This is a genomic window from Staphylococcus saccharolyticus (assembly GCF_900458815.1).
Taxonomy (GTDB): domain Bacteria; phylum Bacillota; class Bacilli; order Staphylococcales; family Staphylococcaceae; genus Staphylococcus; species Staphylococcus saccharolyticus.
The window spans coordinates 603,668-622,567 of record NZ_UHDZ01000001.1 but is presented as its reverse complement, the minus strand read 5'-3'; the positions used below and the strand labels follow the sequence as shown (position 1 = coordinate 622,567).

General features: G+C 31.1%; 16 protein-coding genes and 6 pseudogenes. 9 read left to right on the top strand and 13 right to left on the bottom strand.

Going from position 1 to position 18,900, the window contains the following annotated elements; all coding sequences use genetic code 11:
• Positions 1-115: 115 nt before the first annotated feature.
• Positions 116-964 (top strand): annotated as a pseudogene (locus tag DYE57_RS02785) (LysR substrate-binding domain-containing protein).
• A 131-nt stretch (positions 965-1,095) separates the two neighbouring features.
• On the opposite strand, the gene hutG reads toward DYE57_RS02785, so the two are convergent.
• On the bottom strand, positions 1,096-2,031 hold the full coding sequence (gene hutG, locus DYE57_RS02780) for a formimidoylglutamase (protein ID WP_115312785.1): 936 nt from the start codon (positions 2,029-2,031) through the stop codon (positions 1,096-1,098).
• Positions 2,032-2,248: 217 nt separating this feature from the next.
• Between hutG and sdpC the strand changes: the two are divergent.
• Positions 2,249-3,083: pseudogene (gene sdpC / locus DYE57_RS02775) on the top strand (peptidoglycan release complex CPBP-like subunit SdpC); the annotation flags it as partial.
• A 367-nt stretch (positions 3,084-3,450) separates the two neighbouring features.
• Here the strand turns inward: sdpC and DYE57_RS02770 are convergent.
• Complete coding sequence (locus tag DYE57_RS02770; RefSeq protein WP_115312783.1) at positions 3,451-4,146, bottom strand: ribose 5-phosphate isomerase A; 696 nt, start codon at positions 4,144-4,146, stop codon at positions 3,451-3,453.
• 183 nt (positions 4,147-4,329) lie between these two features.
• On the opposite strand from DYE57_RS02770, the gene DYE57_RS02765 reads away from it, so the two are divergent.
• The gene (locus DYE57_RS02765; RefSeq protein ID WP_115312782.1) at positions 4,330-4,986 is read left to right on the top strand and encodes an MOSC domain-containing protein; all 657 of its coding nucleotides are present in this window, start codon (positions 4,330-4,332) and stop codon (positions 4,984-4,986) included.
• 322 nt (positions 4,987-5,308) lie between these two features.
• Here DYE57_RS02765 and DYE57_RS02760 read toward each other — a convergent pair whose 3' ends face one another.
• Positions 5,309-6,331 carry an aldose epimerase family protein gene (locus DYE57_RS02760; RefSeq protein ID WP_115312781.1) on the bottom strand — a complete coding sequence of 341 codons (1,023 nt, stop codon included), beginning with the start codon at positions 6,329-6,331 and terminating at the stop codon, positions 5,309-5,311.
• 628 nt (positions 6,332-6,959) lie between these two features.
• Here DYE57_RS02760 and DYE57_RS02755 point away from each other — a divergent pair.
• Positions 6,960-8,500, top strand: a pseudogene (locus tag DYE57_RS02755) (ribulokinase); the annotation flags it as partial.
• A 440-nt stretch (positions 8,501-8,940) separates the two neighbouring features.
• Here DYE57_RS02755 and DYE57_RS11805 read toward each other — a convergent pair.
• The 3 genes and pseudogenes from DYE57_RS11805 to DYE57_RS12795 form a co-directional block, all read right to left on the bottom strand.
• A complete protein-coding gene (locus DYE57_RS11805; RefSeq protein ID WP_165417824.1) occupies positions 8,941-9,099 on the bottom strand; it encodes a hypothetical protein in 159 nt (52 codons plus the stop codon).
• A gap of 149 nt (positions 9,100-9,248) precedes the next feature.
• Positions 9,249-9,557 (bottom strand): DUF805 domain-containing protein, encoded by a 309-nt coding sequence (locus tag DYE57_RS02750; protein ID WP_165417825.1) that lies wholly within the window; start codon positions 9,555-9,557, stop codon positions 9,249-9,251.
• A 127-nt stretch (positions 9,558-9,684) separates the two neighbouring features.
• Positions 9,685-9,832: pseudogene (locus DYE57_RS12795) on the bottom strand (DUF805 domain-containing protein); the annotation flags it as partial.
• Between the two features lie 211 nt (positions 9,833-10,043).
• On the opposite strand from DYE57_RS12795, the gene DYE57_RS02740 reads away from it, so the two are divergent.
• Complete coding sequence (locus DYE57_RS02740; protein WP_165417826.1) at positions 10,044-10,652, top strand: DNA-3-methyladenine glycosylase; 609 nt, start codon at positions 10,044-10,046, stop codon at positions 10,650-10,652.
• A 121-nt stretch (positions 10,653-10,773) separates the two neighbouring features.
• Here the strand turns inward: DYE57_RS02740 and DYE57_RS12790 are convergent, their stop codons facing one another.
• From DYE57_RS12790 to DYE57_RS02720, 4 genes are read right to left on the bottom strand one after another with little or no spacing between them, the layout of a single operon-like run.
• A complete protein-coding gene (locus DYE57_RS12790; protein ID WP_115312777.1) occupies positions 10,774-11,079 on the bottom strand; it encodes a DUF4097 family beta strand repeat-containing protein in 306 nt (101 codons plus the stop codon).
• An 11-nt stretch (positions 11,080-11,090) separates the two neighbouring features.
• The gene (locus DYE57_RS02730; RefSeq protein ID WP_115312776.1) at positions 11,091-11,498 is read right to left on the bottom strand and encodes a hypothetical protein; all 408 of its coding nucleotides are present in this window, start codon (positions 11,496-11,498) and stop codon (positions 11,091-11,093) included.
• Complete coding sequence (locus DYE57_RS02725; protein WP_115312775.1) at positions 11,495-12,043, bottom strand: HAAS signaling domain-containing protein; 549 nt, start codon at positions 12,041-12,043, stop codon at positions 11,495-11,497. The genes DYE57_RS02730 and DYE57_RS02725 overlap by 4 nt, the downstream gene beginning before the upstream one ends.
• Entirely contained in the window at positions 12,036-12,359 is a 324-nt protein-coding gene (locus DYE57_RS02720) for a PadR family transcriptional regulator (protein ID WP_115312774.1), read from the bottom strand. Before DYE57_RS02720 ends, DYE57_RS02725 begins: the two co-directional genes overlap by 8 nt.
• 313 nt (positions 12,360-12,672) lie before the next feature.
• Between DYE57_RS02720 and gltS the strand changes: the two are divergent.
• Positions 12,673-13,881 (top strand): annotated as a pseudogene (gene gltS, locus DYE57_RS02715) (sodium/glutamate symporter).
• A gap of 110 nt (positions 13,882-13,991) precedes the next feature.
• Here the strand turns inward: gltS and fni are convergent.
• Positions 13,992-15,041, bottom strand: coding sequence for a type 2 isopentenyl-diphosphate Delta-isomerase (fni, locus tag DYE57_RS02710; protein ID WP_115312773.1), 1,050 nt, complete (start codon positions 15,039-15,041; stop codon positions 13,992-13,994).
• 27 nt (positions 15,042-15,068) lie between these two features.
• A complete protein-coding gene (gene corA, locus DYE57_RS02705; protein WP_115312772.1) occupies positions 15,069-16,034 on the bottom strand; it encodes a magnesium/cobalt transporter CorA in 966 nt (321 codons plus the stop codon).
• Between the two features lie 98 nt (positions 16,035-16,132).
• On the opposite strand from corA, the pseudogene DYE57_RS02700 reads away from it, so the two are divergent.
• Positions 16,133-16,604 (top strand): annotated as a pseudogene (locus DYE57_RS02700) (thioesterase family protein).
• 34 nt (positions 16,605-16,638) lie between these two features.
• The gene (locus DYE57_RS12785) at positions 16,639-16,848 is read left to right on the top strand and encodes a hypothetical protein (protein WP_420802092.1); all 210 of its coding nucleotides are present in this window, start codon (positions 16,639-16,641) and stop codon (positions 16,846-16,848) included.
• Between the two features lie 210 nt (positions 16,849-17,058).
• Here DYE57_RS12785 and DYE57_RS02690 read toward each other — a convergent pair whose 3' ends face one another.
• The gene (locus DYE57_RS02690; RefSeq protein WP_115312771.1) at positions 17,059-17,958 is read right to left on the bottom strand and encodes an alpha/beta hydrolase fold domain-containing protein; all 900 of its coding nucleotides are present in this window, start codon (positions 17,956-17,958) and stop codon (positions 17,059-17,061) included.
• A 216-nt stretch (positions 17,959-18,174) separates the two neighbouring features.
• Between DYE57_RS02690 and DYE57_RS02685 the strand changes: the two genes are divergently transcribed.
• Positions 18,175-18,813 (top strand): hypothetical protein, encoded by a 639-nt coding sequence (locus tag DYE57_RS02685; RefSeq protein ID WP_115312770.1) that lies wholly within the window; start codon positions 18,175-18,177, stop codon positions 18,811-18,813.
• The last annotated feature ends 87 nt before the right edge of the window (positions 18,814-18,900 follow it).

Sequence of the window (18,900 nt, the reverse complement as noted above, 5' to 3'; positions counted from 1 at the left end):
AATTTTAAAAATGAAAAACTCTTACAACTAGAGTATAATAGTCAATGGTATAGGTAACAAATATAAATAAACTAATTATTTATAAGTTAAAACTATAAATGCGGGGGAGCTAGTCATGAAAGTTATTCAACTAGAATATTTTTTAGCTTTAGCTATTGTTAAATACAATAGCTAAAGCAGCAAACTTTCTTCATATCAGTCAACCTTCTCTTACTGCAACAATAAAGAAAATGGAAGCCGACTTAGGATACGATTTATTTATGAGAACAACTAAAGATATTAAAATTACTGAGAAAGGCATTCAATTTTACAAGTATGCGACACAACTCGTACAAGAATATCATTCCACTGTCGAAAAAATGTATGACTTAAACATAACATCAGAGCCCAAAATAAAAATAGGAATTTTAGAATCAACCCATCAATGGGTAGCAAATGTAATTCAATTACATCATAAAATGTATACGAACCAAAAATATCGAATATATGAAATTCATGATCGCAGTGCATCGATTGATCAATTATTAAATTTTGATATCCATTTTACCTTAACAAACGAGAAAATTAATCATGAAGATATTATTTCTATTCCTTTATATGAAGAACCATATGTTTTATTAACACCCAAAAATGAATTTCCTAATCATAAAGCAATAAAAATAGAAAACTTACCTTTAATCATGCCAATTAAGAATTCTCAAATGCAAAAGCATTTAGATGACTTCTTTAATAGAATGAATATCCTAATACTGTGATAGAAGCCGATCGATTTGAAGCAGCAACAAATTTTGTGCGTTTGGGCTTGGGTTATGCTATCATTCCACGATTTTATTAACAGTCTCATTTTGCTAACGATTTGGATAGTATAAAAATACGCCCTAATATAGGGCGCACGATTTACATTAATTATTTAAAGAAACGTAAGCATTCAGAAGTAATTTTAGCACTTATCAGTCAATGCTAAGATTACTGGAATATCAAAATTAAATAATCATTGTAATGAAGTATATGACCGACTCCCTCCAAAGCAAATATCTTAATTGAAGGCTTTGAAGAGAGTTATTTTTATGTCTTTATATCGTTGATTAAGCAGAATTATATTAAAAAATGATGCACTAAATTGGCAACTAATTTGGCTGTACGTTGATCTAAATCATATTGTGGATTCATCTCTGCAATACTAATGGAGTTTACTTTATGACCTGGTATGATGCGCTTTGCTAACTCAAACACTGTATGTGGATAAATACCAAGAACAGCAGGTGCACTTACGTCTGGCGCAAAAGCACTATCAACAACATCCATACAAATAGTAAACATAATTGTTTCATGGTCATGAATAAAATGTTCAATCATATCTTTAATTGGGGGAGAAACTTGATGTAACAATTCATCAGCAAATACATATTGAATTTCTTTTTGTTTCGCATAATCAAACAATCCTTGGGTATTTCCACCTTGTGAAATACCCAATACTAAATAGTCTGCTTGTTCATCTTGTTCTAATATTTGTCTAAAGCTAGTACCTGAGGTAGATTCGTCTTCGTCACGTGTGTCAAAATGTGCATCAATATTAATAACACCAATGGACTGGTTAGGAAAAACTTTACGCGTCGCTAAGTACTGTGCGTATGCAATGTCATGTCCGCCACCAAGTAAAAATGTTTGACTATGATTTTTTATTGATTTTGCAGCTAAGATAGCGTATTCTTCTTGTGTTTCAATTAGATGTTCATGACTATGTTCTACATTACCGTAATCCACTATTTCCTCACATTGATTCAAATCAGGCAAACCAGCAAATGCTTTTTTTATTGCGTTCGGTCCCTCTTTTGCTCCTATACGCCCCTTATTTAATTCGACGCCTTTATCCACTGCGTAACCTAATAATCCTACACCTTTTCTTTCCTTAGAAAGTACTAAGTTATTCAAATCTTCAAATTTCACTGTTTGAAAATGCCTAAATTGACGTTTGTCTGTTCCACTATCCAGGCGTCCCGTCCATAAATTTGGTTCTGCAAGTTTATACATGATATTTCCCCCTTGATTCATTATCATATAAGTTACTTAAAGTATAACGATTGAAAAATTTTAATTCAACGCTTGCTATATCTATGATAACCGTAAAATGATTCAGTACTATTACATTTTGATGATAAATAAAATAGACAATTTAAACATATGCTTGTAAGATGTATAATTGTAAATAAAAGAATTTTAGCTTGTTACCTAATGGAGGTTACATATAATGAAAAACACTCGAATTTCTGGGTTCCAATGGGCAATGATGGTTTTTGTATTTTTTGTCATTACAATGGTCCTTTCCATTATACTTAGAGATTTTCAAACGTCCATTGGAGTTAAACGATTTGTTTTTGATATTAAAAATTTAGCTCCTATTATTGCAGCAATTGTTTGTATATTAATTTTTAAGTATAGAAAAGAACAATTAGCAGGATTAAAGTTCTCAATTAGTTTAAAAGTCATCGAACGCATCCTTTTAGCGCTAATTTTACCTCTAGTCATTTTAATGATTGGAATGTTTAGTTTTAATACGTATGCTGATAGTTTTATCTTATTACAAACGAGTGATTTATCAGTATCATTAATAACTATTTTAATAGGACATATATTAATGGCATTTGTCGTTGAATTTGGTTTTCGTTCATACTTACAGAACATTCTTGAAACGAAAATGAATACATTCTTTGCTAGTATCGTTGTTGGTCTACTGTATTCAATCTTTACTGCTAATACTACATATGGCATGGAATACGCTGGATATCATTTCCTATATACATTTGCTTTTTCAATGATTATCGGTGAACTAATTAGAGCTACTCAAGGCTGTACCATTTATATTGCAACTGTCTTCCATGCAGCAATGACATTTGCACTTGTGTTCTTATTTAGTGAAGAGACAGGTGATATTTTCTCTATGAAAGTTATCGCACTTTCTACAACGCTTGTAGGTGCTGTTTTTATTATTGCTAGCTTAATCATTCGAGCTATCGTTTATCAAACAACAAAACAAAATCTTGATGAGATTGAGCCTAACAGCTACTTGTCTCATACTGAAGATGATGACACCTATCAAGACGAAACTGCTACAAATAGTGAAGATAACAATGCTAATCTAAGCGAAACATCCGAATCAACAGATCAAAACAGTGAAACGAAAGAAGATATGAAATCTGAAGCAGATAGTGATAACCAAGATACTCCTAAAGAATCTAAATTAGAGGATCCTACTTCTTATATAGAAGATCGTCACTCATCTGTAGTCAATGATGTCAAAGATGAAATCAATAAAGTGGAAGAACAATCTTCTGAATCAGATAAAACTAAATAATATTATATTTTAAATACCAACTGACTAGCCATAAGTATTTATAGTAAAAGTAAAAACGGTAATTTCCATATTTAATCAAAGGAACTTACCGTTTTTATTTATCTATCATTCTTATTTAAAATCTTCACACCATCTTGAGTACCAACGATTACCTGATCAGCAACATCTAGAAAATATCCAGTTTCCAACACTCCTGTTAAATGAATAAGAAATTCATGCATCTCATAAGGGTCGATACCCTTTTTAAGTTGACAATCTAATATGTAATTACCATTATCAGTGGTAAAAGGAACATCTTGACTCACACGTCTATTTACATTAATACTTTTAGTGCTTTCGATTGTTTTGGCAATTTGATACCAGTTAAATTTATCGACTTCAACTGGTAAAACAAAAGTTTCACCTAAGTAATCAACAAGTTTATTTTCATCAACCACTACAACAAATCTTTCTGCCATCTCATCAATTACTTTTTCCCTAAATAGTGCTCCACCGCCACCTTTAATAAGATTCAAGTTATTATCAACTTCATCAGCACCATCAATAGCTAAATCTACATGTTTTACATCATTAACTTCAATAATTTTTATATTTAATTCTTTTGCTAGAAATGCTGTTTTATTTGATGTGCAGACTCCAGTAATATCATAACGATGTTGTTGAATTAATTCTGCGATTTTAGGTACTAATAACTCAATTGTGCTACCAGTACCAATACCAAGTGTCATACCATCTTTAATTTGGCTAAGTACATCATCTAGAGTCATAAGTTTAAGTTCTTTAACATCTTTCATGCGCTGTTAGTCCCTTCTCTTTTATATACTTATTTTTTATTTTACATGAGTTTCATTTTTTTAAATACCCATTCATCTCTTGAAAATAAATTTATTATTTTCATCACTACACCTTTCATACCCTCTTTCAACAAATATACTGTACAATATACTCATTAATATAAATGAAAGAAGTGACAAATATTGATTAAAGTGTATGCTATTTCGACGGGGAAAATTAAAAAATTGCCTTATAGTAAGAAAAAAACAATGCGTTCTGCATTAGATAAATCTCCTTTTAAAGGTCAAATGTGGTTATCTAAATTAGGATTTATAGAGGATGAGCAAGCTTATGAAGGGCATGGTGGCCCACATAAGGCTGTTTGTTGTTTCAGCAAATCAAATTATACAATGTACAAAGATGAGCTTTCTGAATTACCAGACTATGCCATGTTTGGTGAAAATTTAACGGTTGAGCATCTAGATGAAAGCAACGTTTATTTTGGCAATCAATATCAACTTGGAGAAGCAATAATTGAAGTTTCAGAAATAAGAGAACCTTGTTGGAAAATTCAAGCTAAATACGATATTCCGAATTTAATTAAGCGCATGTCTCAATCAGGAAAAACAGGTTTCTACTTTAGAGTAATTAAAGAAGGTTATGTCAACGACAACGACAATCTGGAACTTATCAAAAAAGCTGATAATACTACACTTTTAAGTGTACAAGATTTAAATGAACTCTATTACAATGATCGTAAAAATTTAAAACAAATCAATTATGCACTTCAAAATCCTTACCTATCACCTTCTAGATTAGAACAACTTCATAAAATGAAAGCTCGTGTTGAAACAGAATAAATTTCTAATTTGAAGCTCAATCATATTAATATAAAAAGACCCTGGAACATCTATCAATGTCTCAGGTAGTTTTAACTATTGACAGTCGATAACCGAATTGAAAATGCGCTTACATCAAGCTTTTTTCAATTCTAGTCCTGGAGTCCCAACATAAAGAATTTCTGAGTGAAGTTCTTTATGTTGGGGTTCGTTGCCGGGGTGGGACAACAAATTCAATACGACTTCTATCCCACTCCCCTTCCTACGTTTAGTCAAGTAATAATTAAAAAAATAACGTTTATTTAAATACACCGTTCAATTTTATTCATAATCTAATATTCAACTATTTTAAAGATGATTTTTCATTAATTTGAAAACTTGTTTTCGATATAAATGGTGTATGCGACTCTAATATAGATTGTGCATCACCCCCAAACATATTAATATCGTTAGGTAAGTATTGAGTTTCTACTGAAAATCCAGAATGTGATTTATAAATATTAAATTCACTTTCCCAACTTTGAGGATCATTAAATGTAAACATTACAAAGTTAGGCATATCTGTATTAATTTTAAGCTCAAATTCTGAATTATCGATTAAAAGCTCATAATCTCCAAATTCAAAAGGATGGTCTAACCCCTTGTAATGTAGCATTTGTTGTTTTAGCACTTTATGATTACTTTCAAATATATCTTTGAATAATATCTTTTCCTCATCAATTATTTGATGTAAATCAAGTGGTTGATCACCTTTGATAATATGTTGATCATCTAATACATACATTTTTAAAGAAGAACTCCTCATACTATGATTATCTACTGCATTATTGTCCCGATTCAAATTGAAATATACATGATTGGATGGATTAAATAATGTTTTTTTAGTTGATTCCGCTTCATATTGGACTGTCCACTTATGATCAGCATCATAAGTATGCGTGACCTTGATGGTCATATCACCTGGGTAATGGTCTTCCTCTTCTTTAATCGTTGTTGTAAAAATAATTTTGATTTGTCCAATCTCATCAATCACTTCATAATCAAAGATACGCCGATTCAATCCATTCTCTCCGCCGTGTAAATGATTAGCACCATCATTCGTTTCTAATTGATATGTTCGACCATCTAACTCAAAAGAGGCACTTGCAATTCTACCTGCATAGCGTCCTATAGTAGCACCAAAATTAAATGGATCAGCAAAATAGAATTCATCCGCTTCCACCACATTACCCAAGACTATATTATTATCATGATACTTCCAAGAAACAATTCTAGCACCATAATTCGTAAATACAATTTTAGTTTCATCATTATCAATTTTAATTAAATCAACATCATGTCTTTGATGCTCAACTTCAAATATCATTACATAATCTCCCTTTCAACCTCGTTAAATTAACTCCTACATATCGATATGTTTTAAAGTATCAATTACATAAACAATTAGGAATTGTGGATACTCGTATTAAACATTCTTGAACTACAAATATCCCCATTTTTAGGGGGCATATCGTCAATATTTTATGTTTACATTTACTTTTTATACTTTCGATTTAAATTGAATGCAAGACCTCATATTATCAATATATCGTCATCACTATCATTCAATTTTCACCAATATCATTGCCCTTCCCTTAATCACAATCATATTAAATGACATTTATTTTAAGTCATACTCATCTATTCATATAAAAAGATATGACTTTACACACATGTTATAAGGAAACCCCTAGACCGTTTAAAATAATCTATTACAATGAGGTATAATCACTATATCGACAATGTTTCACTTACATATTGTTACACTTTTTCACTTATTATTCCATAGATTTTAAAAATAAATGATGATTATTTATGTATTCAGTCAAAGACAAGCCATCAAAATATTTTTGTAAACACTTTCATTATTGTAAAATTTAATTATTATAAAAAATACAATAAGACAGTAACTATCATGCGTTTGTACGTTTATCAAAATAAAGGAGAATGATTACATGAGCTACAGTATAGGTATTGATTTTGGTATCGCTTCTGGGAGAGTTATCTTAGTGGATACTTCAAATGGTCGTATAATATCAAGTTATGAAGAACATTATGCATATGGCACATATTCCGAATCTTTATATGGAAAACCGTTACCTCATCATTATTTTTTACAAAATGCAGATGATTATCTTCATATTCTAGAACATGGTGTTCACCATGTTTTAGAGAATAGTCCAGTGAATAAACAAGATGTTGTAGGTATTGGTGTCGATTTTACGAGTTGTACAATTGTATTTTTAGATGAATATTTCCAACCATTACATCGTCAGAAGAACTAAAAGCAAATCCTCATGCCTATGTTAAATTGTGGAAACATCATGGTGTACAGGATGAAGCTACACAGATGATACAAACAAATAGACAAGTAAATAAAACGTGGTTAGACTATTATGGCTCAAGTGTAAATAGTGAATGGATGGTGCCTAAAATTTTAGAAGTCAAACATCAAGCACCGGAGATTCTAAAAAAAGCTTCATATATTATGGAAGCAGGTGACTATATCACCTGTTTACTGACAGATCGTAATATTCACTCAAATTGTGGAATTGGATTTAAAGGATTTTGGAATGAAGAAACAGGTTTTAATTACAACTTCTTCAAACGTGTCGATGCTGACCTTCCTCAAATTATAAAAGAAAAATGTGAAGCACCTGTAATCAATATAGGTGAGAGTGCTGGTTGTTTAGCTAATCATTATCAACAATTATGGGGGCTCAGTCATAAAGTAAACATTTCGCCTTATATGATTGATGCACATGCAGATGTTCTAGGGGTTGGTGCCATTGAAGAGGGTGAATTTACTGTTGTTATTGGAACAAGCACATGTCATTTAATGTTAGATTCTAAACAATTGCCTATCCCTGCCATTACAGGTTCTGTTAAAGATGCTATTATTCCCGGCTTATATGCCTATGAAGCTGGTCAACCCGCTGTGGGTGATTTATTTAACTATTCAAAACTTCATGCTCCTAAAACTATTATTGATAAAGCTCAAGAAAAAGACATCCCTATTCTTGAATACTTAGAATGCCTAGCAAGCAATATAGCAGTCGAAGATCAACATGGTGTTATTTTAGATTGGTTTAATGGTAACCATAGTATTTTAAGTGATAGTCATTTATCTGGAAGTATTTTTGGTCTCACACTTCACACACCTTATGAAATGATTCATCGTGCTTATATTGAGGCTACCGCATTTGGTACTAAAATGATTATGAAACAATTTGAAGATAATCAGATTCCGGTACATACTGTTTATGCTTCAGGAGGCATTCCGCAAAAAAGTAAATTATTAGTTGAAATTTATGCCAATATTTTAAATAAAAAAGTAGTCGTTCTAGAATCATCCAACGCTACTGCTTTAGGTGCTGCAATGTTAGGTGCTAATGTAGGCAATGCATACGAAACACTACAAGAAGCGGCAAATCATATGAAACAGCCAATCGCATATATTAAAGAACCGGAACCTAAAAAAGTTCAAGCTTATCAATGTTGGTGCAACCCAAACAAAATTTTTGGCGTATTCAATTTCAATCATCGTTCTTTGAAAATTATCACTAAATATATATTGTGGTATCAATTTTAAGATTGGGCTTACCTTATTCTTTCTATTCTTTTCAGATGATTTAAATTGAGTAGACGGTTGAATTCTTTTATCATCAATAGAGTAACAACAGAGGTATTAAGAAAATGAGATACTCGACAAATTTGGTTTCATAGATGAATGTGTGATGTAATGCACGATGACATATGTTATGACACCAATGTAAATAAAAACACAAGCTATAAAAAAGATTCTTCTTATTTTACTCTTACGTTTCAGTCGCTTTATTTCTTGTCGTATATTTACAAAAATTGGCCTAGGTTTTTCCATGTAACTTTTCATCGTCATTAAACAAATTAATATCATGCCAATCATGATAATTCCTATTAAAAAGGTGACAAATATGACCTTTCAATATCAAGCATCATTTCAAAATAAACTATTACTGCCATGAAAATCAATGTAATAGCTTGTAGTTTAACTAAAAAATGATTAATATATTGGAACTGAAATTCATTATCTATGTTAAATAACGTACTAATCATACACTGACCTCCACAAATCAAATATTAGTTGCCCTTCATTTTGAATAAATTTAACATACTTATAGCAATTATATTAAACACGCTACTTCACATACATATTATACGTTATAAGTATAAATGCGACTTCACAATGAAGTCGCATTATCATTTTAATTATCTTTTTTAAGTTTACTCACAGTATTATGATTCTCTCCTTGGAAATTAATATCATGTTTATAGTACTTTGGACTCGGTCCATATTTATTAGTTTCTCTTTTACTATCTAAACAACTTATTACGAACATAATAATAGATAATACTAGACTTATGAAATATACAATAAAGTACAAAACGGCAATGATTGGTTCATTCAAATTAAATATCGTTGATAACAGTCCTAACAAAAAGCCCATTACAATTGAAATGATAGCAATAGTCATGGACATATTTCTTCTATCATGTAATCGTCTTGTAGTCAAAGCTAGATTAGGAATGAATGTCGCAAGTACATATATAAATTCCTGCTAAGATAAAAAATTAAACCGTCAAGACCTAAAATTGCCTCATCATTATAAGCACTACCTACTTCCATGATAGAAAATCCTATAAATACTCCTATGATAGCAGAGCTCAAAAATATAAGGTTCCATAATATTGCGAACCAATATTCACAACGTCTTGAGCGCCCTTTAAAGTTAACATAATTACTCCAAAATAATTTTAAAGCTCTCCCAAAACTGACTTCATTTTGCATTTAATATGCTCCTTTTCTCTGTATCTTAATTTCAAAAGTTTTAAATCAACTTACTTTTTTGGTACATTAATAAGAGTTAATTTTTATTGAAATAATTAATTTCAGTATATCAAACAATTATTTTATTAAAAATACTAATTTTAAATTTATTATTCCGATTCACTATTTTTTATAAAGAAAAAGAAATATATTTTAAAGTGAGATGATATTTTTGGATTTTATCAATCAATTGACAACTCAAACTGCTCAGAATTTATTAGGCGTAAAAATTATATTTCAAGATGAACTTAAAACTTATTCAGGTTACATCGTGGAAACTGAAGCTTATTTAGGATTAAAAGATAAGGCAGCACATGGTTATAAAGGTAAACAAACACCCAAGGTTACTTCATTATATAAAAATGGTGGTACGATTTATGCCCATGTGATGCATACCCATTTGTTAATTAATTTCGTCACTCGACCAAAAGGGGTGCCTGAAGGTGTACTTATACGTGCTATTGAACCTGAAGATGGTATTGAAGCTATGAAACAGAATCGTGGCAAATCCGGATTTGAATTAACTAACGGACCAGGAAAATGGACGAAAGCTTTCAATATTCCTCGAGCAATTGATGGCTCAATGCTTAACGATTGTCGCCTTTCTATCGATATTAAACATCGTAAATATCCTAAAGACATCATTGAAAGTGGTAGAATTGGCATTCCTAATAAAGGAGAATGGACTCATAAACCATTACGCTATACTGTTAAAGGCAATCCATACGTGTCTAGAATGCGTAAATCAGAATTTCAACATCCAGATGATACATGGAAGTAAAGTTAAAGCGAGGAACAATTTTATGAATGTCCCTCGCTGACTAAGTTTTATTTAACTTTAATATCTCCACTATCATTTGAAAGCTTAACTAAATGTTGACCCTTACCAGCCTTTATATGTTTCAAAGCACGATTAGTAATAATTGTTTCTCCATCTTCATTTTTAGTTTATAATAGAGTATTATGCGGATCTTCTTTATAATACAATTCAATATCTCCATCCTCATTTTTGCATCAAGGGAAATGCCAGATTGAAGATTTTTCATTAAAATATTCCCATTTTCATTATCTACTTTTGCATGTTTAAATTTAACATTTTGAGTTTGTATATTACCAACTTCACTATTTATTCTTATTGAGTCGTACTGACCATTTTTAATTGAAAGATCTCTATCTTCTGTCTTGAAATGAGCATTTTTTGAAGTTATCCCTAGAACTTTTAAACTACCCGAACCGGTATGTTAATATTGTTTATATTTTGGGGTACTATTATAATGATGTGATTATAAACATTTCCTTGCATTCTAAAATTGATATTTGTACTCGTTTGATACTCTGAAATTTTCCATTGATGGTGATTCACTTTACTATTTACCTTAATTTTTTTGTCATCACCTTTAGATAGGATTGCAAATTCATTACCTTTTTTAACAGTAACATCACTTACTTCTGCATCAATATCTATATTGTTAAGAGAAGTATGATAGGTTTCCGACAAATTTGTTGTTGCTTTCTCATTATATCTATCATCTTTATCCAGTTTTTTTCCTTGTACATAAACACCAATACTGCAAATAACTGTTAGTACTAAACCTATTGAGAATAAGACAATTAAGAACTTTTTCATGACTTAATAATGGTTACATTCCATCTCAAATATTTCACTATTAAGATATATAACCATTTGATAATATAAAATGTGACAACGATAAGCATCAGCCCTAGACCAAACATTAATCCAGTCATGTATACATCATAGAGAATAATTGAATGAAAACCATCTAGGAATACTTTTACTAATAATATGATTGGTGTAACGAGAGATATTAATGTAAAAATCACCAGCGTAAGTACTACCATTAATAGTAATAATGCAGGAACTAGTATGACAAAAAAATTAAGTAGACTTACACCCATAACTGCAACAATTGCAGAAAAAATATTTAAAATTGAATTGCTTTGATGCGCTTTTTCAATCGCAACTGATGCATTTAATTCCTTACCAATTGCTTTAGGGTAACCTAATTCATTAGATATTTGTGCTTCTGATTTGCCCTCTTGTTGCCCACTATAAAAATGCGTTTCATACTCATTTAAAATATCCTCTCGTTCTTCTTTATTAATATGCTTTAAATGTTTTTTGAGTTCTTTTAAGTACTCATTTTTATTCACTGGAATCACTTTCCTTTATAAATTGATTAACTGCTTGTGAAAACACTACCCAATCTTCTTTAAGTTGCTCTAATCTTTCATATCCCTGTTCAGTCAACTGATAATATTTTCTCGATGGTCCTTCTGTTGAAGGTTGATAATACGTGCTAAGTTCTCCACTTTTTACCAAACGTCTGAGCAATGGGTAAACAGTACCCTCGGCAATTGTCATATATCTTGAAATGTCCTGAACAAGTGAATAACCATACTGATCATCTTTTCTAATAATCAATAAGACAATTAATTCTAAAGCCCCCTTCTTAAATTGCGCATTCATATATCTACCTCCTTTAAGTATTATTCGGTACTAAACAATGCACAGTAGTTGTTAACAGTAATATAGCACTCACTACTGTTTATTGCAAGATAATAGGTGAAACTTATTTATAAATGTTTGATCAGCTAATAACATTTGTACCCTTAAATTAGAAAAATATTAAAATGATAAAGTTATATATCATTAATTGGGAAACTGGATTTATTTAATTTCCAAATGTATAATAGTTAATATGGGATTTTGTAAGCTTACATTGCTTTAAACTGAGTAACATAAACATCATTGAGGGGATGAATTCAAAGGGGGTTTTAAAATGATAGAACTAGATTCTATTACAACGTTATGTTTGGCATGTGTTTTATATTTAATCGGTCAAACGATTATTAACCATGTTTCAATCTTAAGGAGAATCTGTATACCAGCACCTGTAATAGGCGGCTTAATCTTCGCAATTCTAGTGGCTGTTCTTGATTCTTTTAACATTATCAAAATCAAGCTTGATTCAGCATTTATTCAAAATTTCTTTATGCTCGCATTCTTCACAACAATTGGACTCGGAGCATCATTGAAATTATTCAAAATTGGTGGCAAAGTCATGCTTTTATACTTCACTTTTTGTGGTATCATGTCAATTAGTCAAAATATTATCGGTGTTTCATTAGCTAAAGTTTTAAATATACAGCCATTACTAGGCTTAACAGCAGGTTCAATGTCGATGGAAGGTGGTCATGGAAACGCGGCTGCTTATGGTAAAACAATACAAGATATGGGAGTTGACTCAGCTGTGACTCCTGCTTTAGCAGCTGCAACACTTGGACTCGTATTCGGTGGTCTTATTGGTGGACCAATCGTTAAATTTTTAATTAAACGCTACAATCTTAAGCCTGAACATCGCGATGATTCATTTAAAAACTATGGCGAAGTGGAATATAATAAATCTTTACATACAAAATATAAACCTATTCAAGTTTTCTTTATACAATTTTCTATACTCGTATTTTGTATGGCAGTAGGTACTTATATTGGTCATACATTTACTGGCTTTACAGGTGTAAATATTGCTATGTACGTAGGTTAATGTTCATTGCTGTTATTATACATAATGTACCAGAGTTAGTTGGTTGGAACATTATTGATTTAAAAATTACTGATCAAATCGGTGACATCTCATTAGGAATCTTTTTATCATTAGCTTTAATGAGTATTCAACTTACTCAAATTTATTCACTTGCAATCCCGTTAATTATCATTGTTCTTGTACAAGTTATATTTATGATACTATTTTCAATATTTATATTGTTTAAAGGACTTGGCAAAGATTATGATGCTGCAGTAATGGTCGGTGGATTTATCGGTCATGGGCTAGGCGCGACGCCTAATGCAACGGCTAATTTAGATGTGATTACTAAGAAATATGGCAACTCACCTAAAGCATATTTAGTAGTCCCCTATTGTAGGTGCATTTTTAATTGATTTAATAGACGTCATTATTGTAATGGGCCTCATCCAATTTTTCAGTTAATGTAATGGTTAATACACTCGAATAACAACTTTAAAAAGCAATGTATTCATAAACTTAAACACCTCAAAAAGATATATATATATCTTTTTGAGGTGTTTATTTGTCATAATTTACCTTCTGTGAAAATCTAAACCACGTTGTTCTATCCAAGACATCAATTCCGGACTCAGTACAATGTCTTTATGTCGCAAGGCTTCAATATTTTGAGCATCCAACATGGTCATAATCTCTTTCATATGATTTAAAAATGACTCAACATAGTCAACCGTATTTGTGATACCTGTTTGTTCAACTTGATTTAAAAATGGACGTGACATTCCAACAGCTTTTGCGCCTAACGCTAAACATTTCACTGCGTCTAAAGGTGTGCGTAAACCACCACTAGCAAAAATATTTATTCGATCTTGATAATCTGTACTTTCAAGCAAAGATTCAACTGTTGATTGCCCCCACTGAGATAAGTAGTTCATGTCTTTATTGGATCGTCTTTCATTTTCAATTTCTACAAAATTAGTCCCCCCTCGACCGCTCACATCTACATAAGATACGCCAATTTCAGATAATGCTTTAAATGTTTCTTTACTCATTCCAAAACCAACCTCTTTAACGATAACTGGGACGTTGATGCGATTAATAATCGTTGCAATGTTACCCATCCAAGTTGCAAATTCTCGGTTACCCTCTGGCATCACTAATTCTTGAGGAGAATTCACATGAATTTGTAGCGCCTGAGCATCAAGAAGCTCAACAGCTTGTAACGCTTTGTCTACAGGTACATCAGCACCGACATTACTGAAAATAGCACCTTCAGGATTCGTTTTACGTACTATATTAAATGATTCGGCCATTTTAGGATTACGTAATGCAGCATGAGTTGACCCTACTGCCATAGCTAAACCAGTTTCACGTGCGACTATAGCTAACTTTTCGTTAATTTGCTTAGTCCATTCACTGCCCCCTGTCATCGCATTAATATAAACAGGTAATGTCATGTCAAAATGTGTTGTATAACTCGTCAAATCAACCTGATTTACGTTAATACTTGGAATTGAATGATGAACAAATCTTACCTTATCAAAATCTGACTGAATCGCATCACTTTGTGACATTGCGATTTCCACATGTTCATTTTTTCTTTGTTCTCTCAGTGAGTGACTCATTGAAATACCTACCTTTGTATAAATAAGTTAAACTTTAATTTTAGGTTTAAAACCATTTTTTCTTTTAAAGAAGATAACCAAAATAATTGTTATAACGAGCATTACTCCTAAACAAATAAAATAAGCATAATGCCATTTCAATTCAGGAATGTAGTCAAAGTTCATACCATAAACTCCTGCAATAAATGTTAATGGTGAAAAAATAACTGAAACTAACGTTAGAATCTGCATAATACTATTCATTCTAAACGATGTAAATAACTCGTAATTTTCACGGATTTCATTCGTCATTTCTTGCGATGTTCGTATCACACTTCTTTGTTTAATCAAATGGTCATCAATATGCTGAATATACATTCGATGTTTAGCATCTTTAATGATATTACCCTCGCTTTTAATTGTGTCTACAACTTCTTGCATAGGAAAAAGGACACGTTTAATTTTAATCAAATCAGAGCGTAACTGAAAGACATTTTCCATAACACTCTTACTGTAGCGATCATCAACATGTCTAGCTTCAAAGGTATAAACTTTATCTTCGATACCGTATACAAAATTGAAATATTTATCAACCATGCTGTCTAAAATATGAATCACTATATCCGCACAATCTAATTCATTATCATGACTGTCAGCATTATATTTTGCAACTTTTTTTAGAGATTGAAACGGTTTATGATGATATGTAACTAAAATTTTATTCTGTAAGAATACGCTTAGTGAAATTGGTGAGTAATCATCATCGATAATGCTATGGAAAATCATATACTGATATTCCTTATATTCTTTATATTTTACCCTCGGAACACCATTAATCGCGTCGTCTATTTCTAAATAGTTAAAATTAAAATTATTTCTTAAAAATTCATTTTCCTTATCTGAAGCATCTTCAAAATCGTACCATATAATCGTAGCATCTTTAGGAATCTCTTGAATGTTTGAAATTTCCGTAAGAGGTTGCGTTAAAGATTGGAATCTTATGGTCATCATCATCTTACTTCCCCCTCTAACTATCACAGTTACATTTTATCATGAAATGATTCACATGTATGTGTTATTTTTAATGAGTAAAATAAAGGGTGATTTCTAAGATGTCAAAAACTTTCAAGGTTACAAAAACAGTGACAAAAGACTTAATTGATTATAATAACCATATACATGATGCATACTATAATGTCATATTTAGTAAAGTCATCAACGAATTTAATTATAGCCATGGCTTGTCTTTAAAAGAGCGTGATTTATATCAACGTACAGTTTTTACGCTCGAAACACACACGACATTTTTAGCAGAAATGTCATTAGGACAACATTATACAATAGAATTATTTCTATATGATTATGATGAAAAACGTACCTATTTCTTTCTAAGGATGAATCGTTCAGATGGTGTTGTTGTAGCAACTAATGAAGTGATGATGGGAATTAACAAGGTGAATCACCGTTCAGCCCATTTCCAAAGCAATATCAAACATCGATAGAAACATATGCTATGGAACAGGAACAAATAGAATGGCCGTCACAGATAGGCCATCACATCCATTACCAAGAAAAGGAGAATAAACATGTCTATTCGGCAAAAATTACAAATGAAATAATGGATTTACGTGATAATGTCAAATTTGAATTAAGCGAAATGAATGAACTCAAAAAATTGGTTATCAATGGTCCATCTGTGCAATTAATGAAACGCGCAATTCATATGAGTTATTTGCAAGGACAAAAGCGCGCTATTGATGAGATTTCAATGTTATTTGAAGATAACATTAATGACGACGACTTTTTAAAAAATTATCAACGTTTGTAATAAAAGTATAGAATTACAGTATGAATTCAGCAATTATACAGACATTCCCCATCGATTTAATAAGTTTTTAGATACTTTTTATTCCACTAAAGGACAACATTATATTGTAAACTATATCAATTCACTCATTGTATAAATAGTTCATAGAGGTTGAGATGAATAACGTGTTGCACTTTTGAATTCTAGTGATATTCTCACCTCTTTGAAAACTTATTCCTGAATTGCTTTAGTAATTTGTTTTAGAACTTTATGTGATTGTCTTATAGGATAAATTGGAAAATCGTGAACCATTTTAGAATACTCCTTGAAGTCAACAAATTGACCTTGTTCCTCTAATAAGTATGCAAATAAATTCATATCTGGATTATTAATTTCTCTTCCACCACCGAAAATATATACAGGCGGTAATCCTTTTATCTCTCCATATATTGGTGAAACACGCTTATCAAATAATGGTAAGTCATTAGCCCATGTCTTCATCAATTCATTGACACCATATTTACTAACTAAAATATCCTTTTCCACTAAATCTTGAGTAATATTCGGATTAGATAAAGTGGCATCTAACAATGGCGAAATAAGAAAGAGTTGTTTTGGTGTAGGTTGTTGTTCTTCTATCAATGTTTGCACTAAACGTAAAGCTAGACCACCACCAGACCCATCACCCATAACAACGATATGCTTAGCTCCCACTTTATCAACTAATTGATTATAAACTTTTCTAATTGCTTGATATGTGTCGTCGATGTGATATTCTGGTGCTTTAGGATAGATAGGCAAAATCACTTCGTGTAGTGTATTTAAAGTTAATTTATCTAGTAATCTCCAATGAAAAGGAGAAGGTTGTAAAACATTATATCCTCCATGTAGGTATAGAATTTTTTTACGCGTTTCATGTCTAAAATTAAATCTAAACACTTGCATCCCATCTAAAGTTAATTGATCAAGGTTAGATTTCACATTTAATGTCGCAGGTTGTTTGTGCTTTTTACTATTTTCATCTTTTCTTTTTTCAAGAAAATGTTCTACTTCAGCATTATTTTTAAAGAAAATGGATCTGTTATGAAGAATATACTTATTAACAACTCTGTTCATCATTTTACTTCTCATTATTATCTGAACCTACCTTTTTCAATTTTAAATTTAGAAAACAATTTGTTTAAATACCTATATACCTATGTATAAGAAAGATATAATGTTGAATATGTCAATAAAGTTTGAGGCAAATCAATGTTGATTTGTTAAGATACTTGAATAAAGCCAATTATAACAGACAAAATATGAAAATGATAAAGAAAAAAAGTTGACTATAGAGGAGGCATCATCATGTCTGAAACTAAGCAAAATTTAAATGATTTTGACTCACAATTTTATCACCAAGAAATGCATCGCGGTAAAAGATATGGTAAGAAAAAACGCTCATGGGTGAGTACTATCATTCAAGCTATCGTATTTATTTTAACTGCTATAACAGGATATAGTATGTTAAAACAACCGATTTTTAATATTTCTTTTGCCGATGACCCTATAAATTTTCATCAATTGCGCAATTTTCAGGATACGGTAACTAAAATTGGAGACTTAAATCTTAATTTAGGTAATATAGATGATTTACAACATTCTGTTGATCATTTAATCGTTATTTTTAATGTATTGTTTGTACTTTGTTTGGTTAGTATGTTTGTTACTGTCATTACAGTGATTCTCAATCGTACTGTACTTAAAGTGCTTAACATTTTAATTTTAGCTAGTATGTTGTTTATTACATTGTATTTTAGTTATATCATTCATACCATTGCTCAAAAAATTTCTGAATCACTTAAGCAGTATTACCTAACTGTTTCGCCAAACCAGGTTATTACAGAAGCTGATGCTATTCATAATGCATTAATATTACTCGCATGCAGTATTGCACTAATTATTATCAGCTTATTCTTCCGCAATCGTTTAGCACGAATTAGATAAAAATTTAAACTAGCATATCATTTTATTTTAAAAAAGCCACTTACGCTTCCCATAAAAACGTAAGTGGCTTATTTACATCTCTTAAAT

Bases quoted from the DNA above. Each gene is read 5' to 3' on its own strand.
- hutG (WP_115312785.1), bottom strand. From the start codon at position 2,031: ATGTATAAACTTGCAGAACCAAATTTATGGACGGGACGCCTGGATAGT.
- DYE57_RS02770 (WP_115312783.1), bottom strand. From the start codon at position 4,146: ATGAAAGATGTTAAAGAACTTAAACTTATGACTCTAGATGATGTACTT.
- DYE57_RS02760 (WP_115312781.1), bottom strand. From the start codon at position 6,331: ATGATATTTGAAGTTGAGCATCAAAGACATGATGTTGATTTAATTAAA.
- DYE57_RS11805 (WP_165417824.1), bottom strand. From the start codon at position 9,099: ATGATTAGTACGTTATTTAACATAGATAATGAATTTCAGTTCCAATAT.
- DYE57_RS02730 (WP_115312776.1), bottom strand. From the start codon at position 11,498: ATGAAAAAGTTCTTAATTGTCTTATTCTCAATAGGTTTAGTACTAACA.
- DYE57_RS02720 (WP_115312774.1), bottom strand. From the start codon at position 12,359: ATGAATGCGCAATTTAAGAAGGGGGCTTTAGAATTAATTGTCTTATTG.
- fni (WP_115312773.1), bottom strand. From the start codon at position 15,041: ATGAGTCACTCACTGAGAGAACAAAGAAAAAATGAACATGTGGAAATC.
- corA (WP_115312772.1), bottom strand. From the start codon at position 16,034: ATGATGATGACCATAAGATTCCAATCTTTAACGCAACCTCTTACGGAA.
- DYE57_RS12785 (WP_420802092.1), top strand. From the start codon at position 16,639: ATGGATTTACGTGATAATGTCAAATTTGAATTAAGCGAAATGAATGAA.
- DYE57_RS02690 (WP_115312771.1), bottom strand. From the start codon at position 17,958: ATGAGAAGTAAAATGATGAACAGAGTTGTTAATAAGTATATTCTTCAT.
- DYE57_RS02685 (WP_115312770.1), top strand. From the start codon at position 18,175: ATGTCTGAAACTAAGCAAAATTTAAATGATTTTGACTCACAATTTTAT.